At 72.4% G+C, this 13691-nt stretch carries 12 protein-coding genes; 8 read left to right on the forward strand and 4 right to left on the reverse strand.

Annotation, left to right across the window (positions count from 1 at the left end):
* Positions 1 to 25: 25 nt before the first annotated feature.
* On the forward strand, positions 26 to 1402 hold the full coding sequence (locus EDD93_RS20510) for an aminotransferase class V-fold PLP-dependent enzyme (protein ID WP_123526531.1): 1377 nt from the start codon (positions 26 to 28) through the stop codon (positions 1400 to 1402).
* Positions 1403 to 1475: 73 nt separating this feature from the next.
* Here EDD93_RS20510 and EDD93_RS20515 read toward each other — a convergent pair whose 3' ends face one another.
* Both EDD93_RS20515 and EDD93_RS20520 read right to left on the reverse strand, forming a co-directional pair.
* Positions 1476 to 1757, reverse strand: a complete 282-nt coding sequence (locus EDD93_RS20515) for an Lrp/AsnC family transcriptional regulator (RefSeq protein ID WP_123526532.1) — start codon at positions 1755 to 1757, stop codon at positions 1476 to 1478.
* Positions 1754 to 2491: a rhomboid family intramembrane serine protease gene (locus EDD93_RS20520; protein WP_123526533.1), complete on the reverse strand. Its 738-nt coding sequence runs from the start codon at positions 2489 to 2491 to the stop codon at positions 1754 to 1756. The genes EDD93_RS20515 and EDD93_RS20520 overlap by 4 nt, the downstream gene beginning before the upstream one ends.
* Positions 2492 to 2652: 161 nt before the next feature.
* Here EDD93_RS20520 and EDD93_RS20525 point away from each other — a divergent pair, with 161 nt between their 5' ends.
* The 5 genes from EDD93_RS20525 to EDD93_RS20545 all read left to right on the forward strand — a co-directional run bounded on the left by EDD93_RS20525 (position 2653) and on the right by EDD93_RS20545 (position 8143).
* Positions 2653 to 2895, forward strand: a complete 243-nt coding sequence (locus EDD93_RS20525; protein ID WP_024494175.1) for a hypothetical protein — start codon at positions 2653 to 2655, stop codon at positions 2893 to 2895.
* Positions 2896 to 2932: 37 nt separating this feature from the next.
* Positions 2933 to 4294 carry an NYN domain-containing protein gene (locus EDD93_RS20530; RefSeq protein WP_260255937.1) on the forward strand — a complete coding sequence of 454 codons (1362 nt, stop codon included), beginning with the start codon at positions 2933 to 2935 and terminating at the stop codon, positions 4292 to 4294.
* 285 nt (positions 4295 to 4579) lie between these two features.
* Positions 4580 to 5605, forward strand: a complete 1026-nt coding sequence (locus EDD93_RS20535) for a C40 family peptidase (protein ID WP_185092507.1) — start codon at positions 4580 to 4582, stop codon at positions 5603 to 5605.
* Between the two features lie 236 nt (positions 5606 to 5841).
* Positions 5842 to 6873: a C40 family peptidase gene (locus EDD93_RS20540; protein WP_123526536.1), complete on the forward strand. Its 1032-nt coding sequence runs from the start codon at positions 5842 to 5844 to the stop codon at positions 6871 to 6873.
* A gap of 16 nt (positions 6874 to 6889) precedes the next feature.
* Positions 6890 to 8143: a hypothetical protein gene (locus EDD93_RS20545; protein WP_185092388.1), complete on the forward strand. Its 1254-nt coding sequence runs from the start codon at positions 6890 to 6892 to the stop codon at positions 8141 to 8143.
* 16 nt (positions 8144 to 8159) lie between these two features.
* Here EDD93_RS20545 and EDD93_RS20550 read toward each other — a convergent pair whose 3' ends face one another.
* Positions 8160 to 9389 carry a glycosyltransferase 87 family protein gene (locus tag EDD93_RS20550; protein WP_123526538.1) on the reverse strand — a complete coding sequence of 410 codons (1230 nt, stop codon included), beginning with the start codon at positions 9387 to 9389 and terminating at the stop codon, positions 8160 to 8162.
* A gap of 101 nt (positions 9390 to 9490) precedes the next feature.
* Here EDD93_RS20550 and EDD93_RS20555 point away from each other — a divergent pair, with 101 nt between their 5' ends.
* Positions 9491 to 10633 carry a glycosyltransferase family 4 protein gene (locus EDD93_RS20555; protein WP_123526539.1) on the forward strand — a complete coding sequence of 381 codons (1143 nt, stop codon included), beginning with the start codon at positions 9491 to 9493 and terminating at the stop codon, positions 10631 to 10633.
* 66 nt (positions 10634 to 10699) lie between these two features.
* On the opposite strand, the gene EDD93_RS20560 is transcribed toward EDD93_RS20555, so the two are convergent.
* A complete protein-coding gene (locus EDD93_RS20560; RefSeq protein WP_123526540.1) occupies positions 10700 to 12496 on the reverse strand; it encodes a long-chain fatty acid--CoA ligase in 1797 nt (598 codons plus the stop codon).
* 279 nt (positions 12497 to 12775) lie between these two features.
* Between EDD93_RS20560 and EDD93_RS20565 the strand changes: the two genes are divergently transcribed.
* Entirely contained in the window at positions 12776 to 13582 is an 807-nt protein-coding gene (locus tag EDD93_RS20565) for a metallophosphoesterase (RefSeq protein WP_123527888.1), read from the forward strand.
* Positions 13583 to 13691 lie beyond the last annotated feature (109 nt).

Raw genomic sequence — 13691 nt, forward strand, 5'->3', positions numbered from 1 at the left:
CGCCTGCCTGTTACGGGAGTTCGTCATGTCTGTCTTCACCGCTGCCGCCGACCAGTCCATTTGTACCCCGCTGCCCGTTCTGGGCAAGGATGTGACGGTTCCGCTGGTGACCGGCGGTGAGGTCACGTACGCCGCACTGGACTACGCCGCCAGCGCCCCGGCCCTGCAGCGCGTGTGGGACGACGTCGCCGCGTACGCGCCGTACTACGGCAGCGTCCACCGAGGCGCCGGCTACCTCTCGCAGCTCTCCACGGACCTCTTCGAGTCCAGCCGCGTGACCGTCGCGGAGTTCCTCGGCTGCCGCGCCGACGACCAGGTGATCTTCACCCGGTCGACCACCGACTCGCTCAACCTGCTCGCGGCGGCGGTCCCCGCCGACTGCCAGGTGTTCGTCTTCGAGACCGAGCACCACGCCTCGCTGCTGCCCTGGCGCGATGCCCGGGTGACCTACCTGAACGCCCCGCGCACCCCTGCCCAGGCCGTCGCCACGCTGGAGCGGGCCCTCGCGGACCGCGACCCCTACGGCCCCGCGCTCGTCTGCGTCACCGGAGCCTCCAACGTCACCGGTGAGCTGTGGCCCGTCAAGGAGCTCGCTGCCGCCGCGCACGCCCACGGCGCCCGGATCGTCCTCGACGCGGCCCAGCTCGCCCCGCACCACCCCGTCGACATCAGCGAGCTGGACGTCGACTGGGTCGCCTTCTCCGGCCACAAGCTGTACGCGCCCTTCGGCTCCGGCGTGCTGGCCGGCCGCTCCGACTGGCTGCGCGACGCCGAGCCCTACCTGGCCGGCGGCGGCGCCTCCCGCAAGGTCGCCCGGCGCGCCGACGGCGGGGTGGACGTCGAGTGGCACACCACCGCCGCCCGCCACGAGGCCGGTTCGCCCAACGTCATCGGCGTCTACTCCATCGCCTCCGCCTGCAAGGCGCTCACCGAGGCCGGTTTCGACAGCCTGGTCGCCCGCGAGCAGCAGCTGGTCTCCGAGGTCCGCGCCGGACTCGCGGAGGTCCCCGAGGTCAAGGTGCTCTCACTGTTCGGTGACGACGCGCCCCGGGTCGGCGTCATCTCCTTCGTGGTGGAGGGCTGGAACAGCTCGCACTTCGCCGCCGCGCTCTCGGCCGAGTACGGCATCGGGGTGCGCGACGGACTGTTCTGCGCCCACCCGCTGGTGCGCACCCTGCTCGGCAGCGACCCGCAGGACGTCGGCGAGTGCGGCGCGCCGGAGGCCGAGCCGGGCGAGCGGTCGCTCAACGCGATCCGGGTCAGCTTCGGTGCCGGTACGCCGGACGAGCACATCGAGCGCTTCGTGCGGGCCGTCAAGGAGCTGGTGAGCGAGGGCGCCCAGTGGAAGTACCGCACCGAGGACGGCCGTTGCGTCCCGGACCGGGGCACCGCCCAGCACTGAGCCGTGAAACGCGTCCGGCCGGGTACGGGGCAGCTGCCCCGTACCCGGCCGGACGCGTTCAGCCGGACAGGCCCTAGCCGTCCAGGCCGATGGCGAAGGCCGCCTCCAGGTCGTGCTGCGAGTACGTACGGAACGCCACGTGGGTGTCGGTCCCCTCGACGCCGGGGATCTTGCTGATCCGGCCGGGGATGACCTCGGCCAGATCGTCGTGCTTGGCCACCCGGACCATGGCGATCAGGTCGTACGTGCCGGTGACCGAGAAGACCTCGCTGACGCTGTCCAGCGCCGCGACGGCCTCGGCGATCTCGGGGATCCGGTCCACGCTGGTTTTGATGAGCACGATCGCGGTGATCACGGCTGGCTTTCTCCCTCGGTGGCCGTGGCTGGAGACTTCACTCTAGCCCCACGCCCATAGCGCCCCCACGCGTAGAGGAAGCCGACGGCGAAGCCGACCACATGGGCGAGATAGGCCACGCCGGGGCCGCTGCCCGCGCCCTCCGCGGCCAGCCACTGGAGCACGAACCAGAAGATCAGCACGATCCAGGCGGGGAAGCGCAGCGGCAGGAAGAGCAGGAACGGGAACACGCTGGTGACCCTGGCCCTGGGGAAGAGGTAGAGGAAGGCGCCCAGCACCGCCGAGATCGCCCCCGAGGCGCCGACGAGCGTCTGGTCGGACGTGGCGTGCGCGGCCGCGTAGGCGAGCAGGGCGAGGTAGCCGCAGCCGAGGTAGAAGAACGCGAACTCGGTGTGGCCCATCCGCTCCTCGGCCATCGCTCCGAACACGTACAGGAACAGCACGTTGCCCAGGAGATGCAGCCAGCTGCCGTGCACGAAGAGCGCGGTGAGCGGGGTGAGCAGGGCGTGCGCGGAGCCGTCCCACAGTTCGCTCGGGATCACGCCCCAGCGTTCGAAGTACCCGGCCTGGGCCGACAGCAGGGCGTCCGCGCTGCCGTACACCGGGGCGAGCCCGGAGAGCGGGCTGATCGCGAAGACCACGCAGCACAGGGCGATGAGGGCGTAGGTGACCGGCGGCCCGCCCGAGGTGGCCGCCCGCAGGAGTCTGCCGGCCGCAGCCCGCCGATCGATCATGAACAGAGCATGACGCAAGCGGAGGGAACCGGACAGAGCGCCTCGCCGTGCCGGTGGTATGCGGCGAGGCCGTAGGGTTACGACAGGACATCCGCAGTTCGACGGCGCACCGCGAAGATCCTTATGTGGCAGCACGAGGCCCGACGAAAGAGGACGCAACGATGACGACGGTTCCCCAGCCGACCGAGGCGACCCGCTGGCGCTGCACGCTCTGCGGAAACCTCACGCGATTCGACGTGACGCGCTCCTCCAAGGTCGTGGAATACGTCCATCTCGACCTGGCCGGGGAGTCGAGCGTCGAAGAACGCGAGGTGGTCAGTGAGACCATCGAGTCGGTGCGCTGCCGTTGGTGCAACGCGGTGGACCAGATCGAGCTAGTCGACAGGCCGGGTGCCGACTCCTGACGGGGCCGTGCGGACATACAGTTTGAGGTGACGGATGGTGGAGCAGCCCGCCGGCGGCGCCGCGTCGGACGACGCGGCCGACGATGCCGTGGAGATGCTCGACCGCCCGCTGCCCGAAGGTGTACGGCGCCGGGTCGTGGCGCTGGTGTCGGACGCGTTCGGCGGCCTCACGGTCACCGAACTCCCGGCTCAGCTCAGACAGTACGCCCGGTTCACGCCGACCCGGCGTGCCAAGTTCGCCGGGAACGCGATGGCGGCCGCCCTGGAGGGCGACGCCGTCTTCCGGCGGCGCATCGGTGAGCGGCTGCGGGAGACCCAGCCGGAGCTGAGTGCCGCCCTGGAGGCCGGCTCGCCGCCCGCCGCCGCCGATCCCCTGGATGTCGCCGCCGCGGCCTACGTGCTGCGCCCGGACGGCTGGGTGAAGCTCCTCGCCGCGGCGGGCGAGGAGGCCCAGCGGGCCGACGCCGAACGCGCCGACGACGAGAGCCGGCGCGAACTGGAGGGGCTGCGCGAGGAGCTGGCCCAGGCCCGCGCACAGACGAAGAGCGAGACCGAACGGCTGCGCAGCGACCTCGACGCCGCCCGCAAGGAGGCCGAGTCGCTCCAGCGCAAGCTGCGCAGCGCGGCCAACGAGGTGAAGCGCGGCGAGGCCGCGCTGCGCCGGGGCAGGGCCGAGAGCGACGCCGTACGCGCCGAGGCGGCCGCCCAGGTGTCCGCCGCCGAGAGCGAGACCCGCAGGCTGCGGTCCCGGCTCGGCGAGGCGGAGGCGTCCGTCGAAGCGGGGCGCCGGGCCGCCCGTGAGGGGCGCTCCGTCGAGGACATGCGGCTGCGGCTGCTGCTGGACACGGTGCTCGAAGCCGCCGGCGGACTGCGGCGCGAACTGGCCCTGCCGCCCTCCTCGATGCGCCCGGCGGACACCGTCGACGCGGTCGAGCCCGGCCGGATGTCGCCCAAGGACGTTGCCGCCAGAGCGCTTTCGGACACCGATCCGGCGCTGCTGGACCAACTGCTCGCGCTGCCGCAGGCACACCTCATCGTGGACGGCTACAACGTCACCAAGACCGGCTATCCGCAGCTGCCGCTGGAGAAGCAGCGGCTGCGGCTGCTGGGCGGTCTGTCGATGCTCGCCGCCCAGACGGGCGCGGAGATGACCTGCGTCTTCGACGGGGCCGAGCTGGCGGCTCCGGTGCTGCTCGCGCCGCCGCGCGGGGTGCGGGTGCTGTTCAGCCGGGCGGGCGTCACGGCGGACGAGCTCATCCGGCAGCTCGCGCGTGCCGAACCGTCGGGGAGGCCCGTCGTGGTGGTCTCCACCGACCGCGAAGTGGCCGACGGAGTGGCGAAGGCGGGCGCGAGACCCGTTGCGTCCGTCTTGCTTCTGAAGCGGCTTTCACGTGTTTGACGAAGCTTGTCGCTGATTGCCGTAAATTACGGAACGGGCCGTCAGTTCTCAGCTACACGCAGTGTGGTGTGGGTAAAGAAGTACCCGGTGTGACGAAGTTTTTCCTGCGAGGATTTGAACTGATCACAGGATGGTCACTATGGTCGGGCCTCGAACCTTCGCACGGTTGATCACCCACCCGGGGTGGCAGTGAAGGAACCGCCGATTCCGTGATTCGCACGGAGCCGGGGATTCATGTCCCCCAGCATCCCGGTAGGCGGCTCGAGGAAGAAGGAGCTCGCCTTCGTGGCGTCCCACCGTCGTCCCAGGAACCCGAGCCGCGCCCGTGTGACCGTGCTCACCGCGACCGCCGCTGCGGCCGTGGCCCTCACCTCCCAGGCCGCTCACGCCGACCCCAAGCCGACCAAGAGCGAGGTCAAGGCGAAGGTCGACAAGCTCTACCACGAGGCGGAGACGGCCACCGAGCAGTACAGCGGGGCCAAGGAGAAGCAGGAGAAGCTCGAGAAGCAGGTCGGCGCGCTGCAGGACAAGGTGGCCCGCGGTCAGGAGGAGCTCAACACGCTCCGCAGCGGCCTCGGTTCGCTCGCCGCCGCGCAGTACCGCTCCGGCGGCATCGACCCCTCGGTGCAGCTCTTCCTCGCCTCGGACCCGGACAGCTTCCTCGACCAGGCCTCGTCGCTCGACCAGCTCTCGGCCAAGCAGGCCGAGTCGCTGACGAAGATCCAGGAGAAGCAGCGGTCCCTCGCGCAGGAGCGCAAGGAGGCCCAGGACAAGCTGGCCGACCTCGCCGACGTCCGCAAGACGCTCGGTGAGAAGAAGAAGCAGCAGCAGGGCAAGCTCGCCGAGGCCCAGAAGGTGCTCAACACCCTCACCGCCGCCGAGCGCGAGAAGATGCGCGCGGACGACCAGCGCGCCAGCCGCTCCGCCGGTGACCGGGTCGACCTGGGCAGCGAGGTTCCCGCCTCCGCACGTGGCGCCGCCGCTCTCCAGGCCGCCTCCACCCAGCAGGGCAAGCCGTACGTCTCCGGCGGCACGGGCCCCAACTCGTTCGACTGCTCGGGCCTGACCCAGTGGGCCTACGCCCAGGCCGGCGTCCAGATCACCCGCACCACGTACACCCAGATCAACCAGGGCACCCAGATCGGGCGCAGCCAGTTGAAGCCGGGCGACCTGGTCTTCTTCAGCAACACCTCGCACGTGGCCCTCTACGCGGGCAACAACACCGTGCTGCACGCCCCGAAGCCGGGCGCCGTGGTCCGCTACGAGTCGATGAACACCGTCGGCAGCTACCAGACCGCCGTGCGCATCTGATCGCGCCCGAACGGGCGAATTCTCGCGCCCCGTACTGACTGCCCGCCCCGCCGGAGACCACAGGTCACCGGCGGGGCGTCGTTGTTTGCGGCACCCGTCCGCCCGGCGCGTTCTTTGTCCGCTCCGTGATCGTCCGACTACTGTCTGGCTGCCGCGCAGCTCCAGGTGTCGGTCCGCCCGTCCGGGCGGCAGGGGCTGCGCACATCTGCGTACAGCGGAAGGGAGTGCGGCGTCCTGTGGTGTCCCATCGCCGTTCCACACAGCCCGGCCTGAGCCGGAGTGCCCGAGCCACTGTCCTGTCGGCCGCGGCGGCGACCGCCGCCGCGACGCTCGGCGCGGCCACCGCGAACGCCGAACCGCAGGACACCCCGCAGAGCGCCGGGGCCCGGGTCGACCGCCTCTACGCCGAGGCCGAACGCGCCACCGAGCAGTACAACAAGGCCGGTGAGGACGTAGCGCGGCGGCGCGGTGAGGTGAGCCGGGCACAGGACCGGGCGGCCCGGGGCCAGGAACGCGTCAACGGGATGCGCAGGGAGCTCGGTTCCGCGGCCCGTGCGCAGTACCGGTCCGGCGGCATCGACCCCTCGCTCGCCCTGCTGCTCTCCTCCGACCCGGACAACTACCTCGACCGGGCCGCCGTGCTGGGCCGGGTGAACGACAGCCGGGCGAGCGCCCTGGCCGAACTCCGCAGGGCCCAGCGGGCGCTGGCCCAGACCCGGGCCGAGGCCGCGCACTCGCTCGCCGGCCTGGAGCACGACCGGGCCGCCCTCGGCCGCCACAAGCGGACCGTCGTACGCAAACTCGCCGAGGCCAGGCGGCTGCTCGGCTCGCTGCCCGGGTCCGAGCGGGCGGCCCTCGACCGGGCGTCGCGCAGCGGCCGGGACACCGAGAACGGGACGGTCGCCGGACTCCCGGCGGGCTCCGCGCGGGCGGCGGCCGCCGTCATGGCCGTCCACCGGGCGCTGGGCCGCCCGTACGTCTGGGGCGCGAACGGCCCCGCCGGATTCGACTGCTCCGGTCTGATGCAGTGGGCGTACGCGCAGGCCGGGGTCAGCCTGCCCCGCACCTCGCAGGCCCAGCGGTACGCCGGCCACATCGTGCCGCTCTCCGATGCCCGCCCCGGCGACCTGGTCGCCTACCGCGCGGACGCCAGCCATATCGGGATGTACGTGGGCAACGGCCAGGTCATCCACGCCCCCTACCCCGGCGCCCCGGTCCGGTACGACCCCGTCGGGATGATGCCCGTCTCCTCGGTGACCCGGGTCTGACCGTACTCTCGGTCATGTGGCAGATCAGGGGCGTACCGCAGGACGGGCGCGTGGTGGACGACGGCGTGCGGCGGGCGCCGTGCTCGCCGCTCTGCTGTGCGCCGCCGCCTGCTCGGCCCCGGCCGACGACCTCCCGGACACCGCGGCCGCCGATATCCGCGCCACCCTGGACCGCCGGGCCGACGCGGTGCTGCACCACGACGCCAACGCCTACGTCTCGGTCGTCGCCAAGGACGCCACCGACCTGCGGGCCGCACAGCGCAAGGAGCTCGGCCACCTCGCGGACCTGCCGATCGGTTCCTGGACGTACCGGCTGACGGACGTCTCGCCGCACGGCGCGGACCGGGCCAGCGCCGACGTGCGGCTCGGCTACCGGATCAAGGGCTACGACAGCGCGCCGGTCTCCGTGGACCGGGTGCTCGACCTCGAACGGGACCCGGCGGACGGCCGCTGGTACCTCACCGCGGACCGCCCGGCGAAGGGCGGCGGCCGGCAGCTCTGGCAGCAGGGCGACATCGACGTGGTGCGCGGCGAGCACAGCCTGGTGCTGGGTGTCGGCCGTTCCCGCGAGGAGCTGACCGGGATCGCGGACACCGCGGACCGGGCGGTGCCCGCCGTCTCCGACGCCTGGCCGGAGCGCTGGGCGGGGCGCGTGGTGGTGCTGGTCCCGGACACCGTGCAGGACATGGCGGAGCTGCTCGGCTCGCCCGCCGCGAACTACCGGGGCATAGCGGCGGTCACCACCGGCGAGACCGGCGGCTCGGGCACGGCGCCCGCCGACCGGGTCATCGTCAACCCGCAGGCGTACGCACTGCTCGGCAGCTTCGGGCAGCGCGTCGTCCTCACCCACGAGACCACCCACGTGGCCACCCGCACCCGCACCTCGTCCGCCACCCCGACCTGGCTCTCCGAGGGCTTCGCGGACTGGGCGGCCTACCGGGACGGGGACCGCACCGCCGCCGAGGTCGCGCCCGAGCTGGCGGACGCCGTCCGGCGCGGCGAGCCGCCCGCCGACCTGCCCGCCGACGACGACTTCGGCTTCACCGAGGACCCGGACCGCCTCGCGAGGGCCTACGAGGGCGGCTGGCTGGCCTGTGAGCTCATCGCGGGGCACTGGGGCGAGGGGAAGCTGTTCGCCTTCTACCGGGCCGTCGGGGGGCACTCAGGGCGGGACGGGGCGGTGGAGCAGGCCCTGCACGAGGTGCTCGGCACCACCACGCAGGACTTCACGGCGCGCTGGCGGGAGTACGTGCGCGACCGGCTCGGCTGACCCGGACCCCGGGAACTCAGCCGGCGACCGCCTCCGGCGCCGGGGCGGACGCGGAGGCCTCCGGAGCCGGCCGCGTCACCGTGTCCCGCCACAGCCGCCGGCCCGCGATCAGCGTCGCGGCGACCAGCAGCCCGTTGCGCAGGAACATCAGGACCACGCCCGTCGCGTCGCTCGTCACCACATGGATGAACCCGAGCGGGAACTCCAGCTGCGTGACGCCCGTCGCCACCAGCACCAGACAGGCCGGCAGCGCCATCCGGCTCTCCCGGAAGACCAGGCAGACCGCGGCCAGGCCGACCAGCCACAGCATGTACTGCGGGCTGATCACCCGGCTCGTGGTGGTGAACAGCAGCACCGCGGTGAACGCCGCGTCCGCCGGCGTACTCACCCCGAAGGAACGCGCCTTCAGCCGCCACACCAGCAGCCAGCCGAACGCCACCACGCTCAGCCCCAGCGCGAGCGTGCTCACCAGCGGCACGTGCGGGCCGAGGAACTCCAGCGAGCCGTAGTTCAGCTCCACCCGGCCCTGCCAGCCGAACTGCCGCGCCACATGGAAGACCAGGGCGCCCAGCGACTCGACCTCGGTGCCCCGGTCGCGCTGGAAACCGAGGAAGGCCAGTGCGCCGGGCGCCGCCACCGCGCACGCCACCAGCAGCGCCGCCGCCACCCCGGCCGCCGTCGTCCACGCCAGCCGCGTCCGGCGCCCGCGAGCCGTACCGGCCAGCACCAGGGCGGGCCACACCTTCAGCAGCGCCCCGAACGCCGCCAGCGCCCCCAGCACCCGGGGACGGCGCACCCCGGCCAGCAGCGCCGCCACCGCGACGGCCGTCACCATCACGTCGTACCGGGCGTACGCGGTCGTCCCCAGCAGCGGCACCCCCGCCACCCACACCCACGCCCCGGCCGTGCGCCGGGCGGCGCCCCGGCCCGCGTACAGCAACAGGGCGAACACCAGCGCGTCGCAGAGGAAGGCCAGGACGAAGAAGGCCGACGCGTAGTCGAGGAACGGCAGCAGCGCGGGGGAGAGGATCGCGAGCGCCGCGAGCGGCGGGTACTGCCAGGTGACGTCGGACTGCGGATAGCTGCCGGAGCGCAGCACGTCGTACCAGCCGTGGTAGATCACCGACACGTCGCTCGTCACGTCCGGGCCCGGCAGCGTGATCACCTTCACGACACAGAGCAGCAGGAGGGCCCTGCTGAGGGCCCACACCACGAAGGCCGGTCGTGCGCTGCTCGAACCCGTCATGTCCCGCCCTCGTCCGTTCCGTCGGTGGTACGAGAGGACATGATGCCCGCAGCCGCTGTGCGAGAGCGACGAGGCGGGGCCGCCCGGTACTGTCGGCGGCGATGGACAAGACCCTGATCGTGACCAACGACTTCCCGCCCCGCCCCGGTGGCATCCAGGCGTTCCTGCACAACATGGCGCTCCGGCTGGACCCGGACCGGATCGTCGTCTACGCCTCCACCTGGAAGCGCGGCCCCGAGGGCGCCGAGGCCACCGCCGCCTTCGACGCCGAGCAGCCCTTCACCGTCGTCCGCGACCGTACGACGATGCTGCTGCCGACCCCGCGGGTGACCCGGCGCGCGACGCAGCTGCTGCGCACCCACGGCTGCTCGTCCGTCTGGTTCGGCGCCGCCGCCCCGCTCGGGCTGATGGCCCCGGCGCTGCGCCGGGCCGGCGCCCGCAGGCTGGTCGCCACCACGCACGGGCACGAGGCCGGCTGGGCCCAGCTGCCCGCCTCCCGGCAGCTGCTGCGCCGGATCGGGGAGTCCACGGACACGATCACCTATCTCGGTGAGTACACCCGCTCCCGGATCGCCGCCGCGCTCACTCCTGCGGCCGCGGACCGGATGGTCCAGCTGCCGCCCGGGGTGGACGAGAAGACCTTCCACCCGGACTCGGGCGGCGACGCGGTCCGGGCCAGGCTAGGGCTCACCGACCGCCCGGTCGTCGTCTGCGTGTCCCGGCTGGTGCCCCGCAAGGGCCAGGACACCCTGATCCTGGCGATGCCCGCGATCCTGGCCGAGGTGCCCGACGCCGTCCTGCTGATCGTCGGCGGCGGGCCGTACGCGGACGAGCTGCGCAAGCTGGCCGCCGAGACCGGGGTGCAGGACTCGGTGCGGTTCACCGGCCCTGTGCCCTGGGCGGAACTGCCCGCGCACTACGGGGCCGGCGACGTCTTCGCGATGCCGTGCCGCACCCGGCGCGGCGGCCTCGACGTGGAGGGCCTGGGCATCGTCTACCTGGAGGCGTCCGCGACCGGGCTGCCGGTGGTGGCGGGCGACTCGGGCGGCGCCCCGGACGCGGTGCTCGACGGCGAGACCGGCTCGGTGGTGCGCGGCGGCTCGGCCGAGGAGTCGGCGGAGCGGATCGTCGCGCTGCTCGGTGACGCGGAGCTGCGCCGGCGGATGGGGGAGCGCGGCCGGGCCTGGGTCGAGGAGAAGTGGCGCTGGGACCTGCTGGCGGAGAGGCTCAGGGCGCTGCTCTGAGCCCGCGTACGCCGGAGGGGCCCGCACCACTCCCGGTGCGGGCCCCTCCGTGGGCGTGATCGCGGATCAGCCTCGGTAGATCGACTCGACCTCGTCCGCGAAGTCCTTCGCCACCACGTTCCGCTTCAGCTTCAGCGACGGCGTGATGTGGCCCGCCTCCTCGGTGAACTGGGCGGCCAGGATGCGGAACTTGCGTACGGACTCGGCCTTGGAGACCGCGGCGTTGCCGTCGTCGATCGCCCGCTGCACCTCGGCCAGCAGCTCCGGGTCCTCACGCAGCGACAGGGCGGTCGAGCCGACCGGCTTGCCGTGCTCCTCGGCCCAGTGGCCCAGGAACTCCTCGTCCAGCGTCACCAGCGCGCCCACGAACGGGCGCCCGTCGCCGACCACCATGCACTCCGCGACCAGCGCGTGCCCGCGGATGCGGTCCTCGATGACGGCGGGAGCGACGTTCTTGCCGCCCGCCGTGACGATGATCTCCTTCTTGCGGCCGGTGATCGCGAGGTAGCCGTCCTCGTCGAGGGTGCCGATGTCACCGGTGTGGAACCAGCCGTCGGCCAGCGCCTCGGCCGTCGCCGTCTCGTTGTTCCAGTAGCCGGAGAACAGGTGCTCGCCGTGGAGCAGCACCTCGCCGTCGTCCGCGATCCTCACGACCGAGCCGGGCAGCGGCTGGCCCACCGTGCCGATCTTCTGGCGGTCCCACGGGTTGAACGCGGTGGCCGCGCACGTCTCGGTCAGGCCGTAGCCCTCCAGGACGGTGAAGCCGATGCCCCGGTAGAAGTGGCCGAGCCGCTCACCGAGCGGCGCGCCGCCGGAGATCGCGTACTCGCCGCGCCCGCCGAGCACGGCCCGCAGCTTGCTGTAGACCAGCCGGTCGAACACCTTGTGCTTGAACTTCAGGCCCACGGACGGGCCCTGCGGTGTGCCGAGCGCACGGCTGTAGGCGATCGCCGTGTTCGCGGCCCTGTCGAAGATCTTGCCCTTGCCGTCGGCCTGGGCCTTGGCGCGCGCCGAGTTGTAGACCTTTTCGAAGACGCGTGGCACCCCGAGGATCAGGGTCGGCCGGAACGAGGCCAGTTCATCGGTGAGGTTCTTGATGTCCGGTACGCAGCCGAGCTTGATCGGGGCCATCACCGAGGCGACCTCCACCAGCCGTCCGAAGACGTGCGCGGCCGGCAGGAACAGCAGCACGGAGCACTCGCCGGTACGGAAGAGGGGCTTGAGCCGCTCCACCACGTTGCCGCACTCCGCGAAGAAGCTGCGGTGCGTGAGCACACAGCCCTTGGGGCGACCCGTGGTGCCGGAGGTGTAGACGATGGTGGCCGGGTCGTCGGCCTTGGCGCTCCTGCTGCGCAGGTCCACGGTCTCCTCCGAGACCTCGGCGCCCGCGGCGGTGAGCGTGCCGACCGCGCCCTTGTCGATCTGCCAGACCTGGCGCAGCTCGGGCAGCCGGTCGCGCACGGAGGCCACGGCGTCCGCGTGGGCGTCGCTCTCCACCAGGACCGCGACGGCGCCCGAGTCACCGAGGATCCACTGGACCTGCTCGGCCGAGCTGGTCTCGTACACCGGCACGGTGACGGCGCCCGCGCTCCAGATCGCGAAGTCCAGCTGCACCCACTCGTAGCGGGTACGGGACATCAGGGCGACCCGGTCGCCGGGCTCGACACCCGCGGCGATCAGCCCCTTGGCGGCGGCTCTGACCTCGGCCAGGAACTGTGTGGCGGTGACGTCGCTCCAGACGCCCGCCACTTTGCGGCTCATCACCGCGACATCGGGATGCTGAGCGGCATTGCGGCGGATGAGATCCGTCAGGTTGCCGTCCGAGGGGACCTCGTACAGGGCCGGAAGGCTGAACTCGCGCAAGACTGCTGCTCCTCATCGGGCTCCGGTGCCACGGCTCTGTGTGACGCACCGGATGCGGTCCAAGACGGCGGGTGCTCAGTGGGGTGAGCACAACTGGACTGCCCGGACGTTACCCACCAGTACTCGGTTCCGGATAGGGGGTTCCGGCCAGATGTCTTACGCGTCACACATATCGGCCGACCTTTCGCGCACAGTAGTGCACCCGCACCGTGCCCCGGAAGTAACCGCAGGTCCGGTGGCCTCTACCCATGCGGACGCGAGGGTTCTAGGGTGATCGTCATGCGAGCAGCACCGAACAGCGCGGGGGCCGCCGCCGAGCGGCGCACCCGCATCCACGTGGTCAGTGACGTGCACGGGAACACCGAGGCGCTGGCCCGCGCCGGGGAGGGCGCCGACGCCCTGGTCTGCCTGGGCGACCTGGTGCTCTTCCTCGATTACGCCGACCACTCGCGCGGCATCTTCCCCGAACTCTTCGGCGTGGAGAACGCCGACCGCATCGTCGCGCTGCGCACCGAGCGCCGTTTCGAGGAGGCCCGGGACCTCGGCCGGGAACTGTGGGCGGGCATGGACCGGAACTCCGCGATCGTCGCCGCGGTGCGCAAGCAGTACGCCGAGATGTTCGCCGCGCTGCCCACTCCGACGTACGCCACCTACGGCAACGTCGACATCCCCGGCCTGTGGCCCGAGTACGCCGGCCCCGGAACCACCGTCCTGGACGGCGACCGCGTCGAGATCGGCGGCCGCGTCTTCGGCTTCGTCGGCGGCGGCCTGCGGACCCCGATGCGCACCCCGTACGAGATCAGCGACGAGGAGTACGCCGCCAAGATCGAGGCGGTGGGCGAGGTCGACGTGCTCTGCACCCACATCCCGCCGGACGTGCCCGAGCTGACCTACGACACCGTGGCGCGCCGGTTCGAACGCGGCAGCGGAGCCCTGCTCGCCGCCATCCGCCGCACCCGGCCCCGGTACTCGCTGTTCGGCCACGTCCACCAGCCCCTGGTCCGCCGGATGCGGATCGGCGCCACCGAGTGCGTGAACGTCGGCCACTTCGCCTCGACCGGCACCCCGTGGGCGCTGGAGTGGTGACCCGCTCCGGCCGGACACCGCGGCAGGCCCTGGGCCGAGGCGCATCGCACACGCGATAGCCTTCTGGCGGCAGGCCTCTGCCGACCGACCGGTACACCGCACTGGAGGG

The sequence above is a fragment of the Streptomyces sp. 840.1 genome, from assembly GCF_003751445.1.
Lineage (GTDB): Bacteria > Actinomycetota > Actinomycetes > Streptomycetales > Streptomycetaceae > Streptomyces.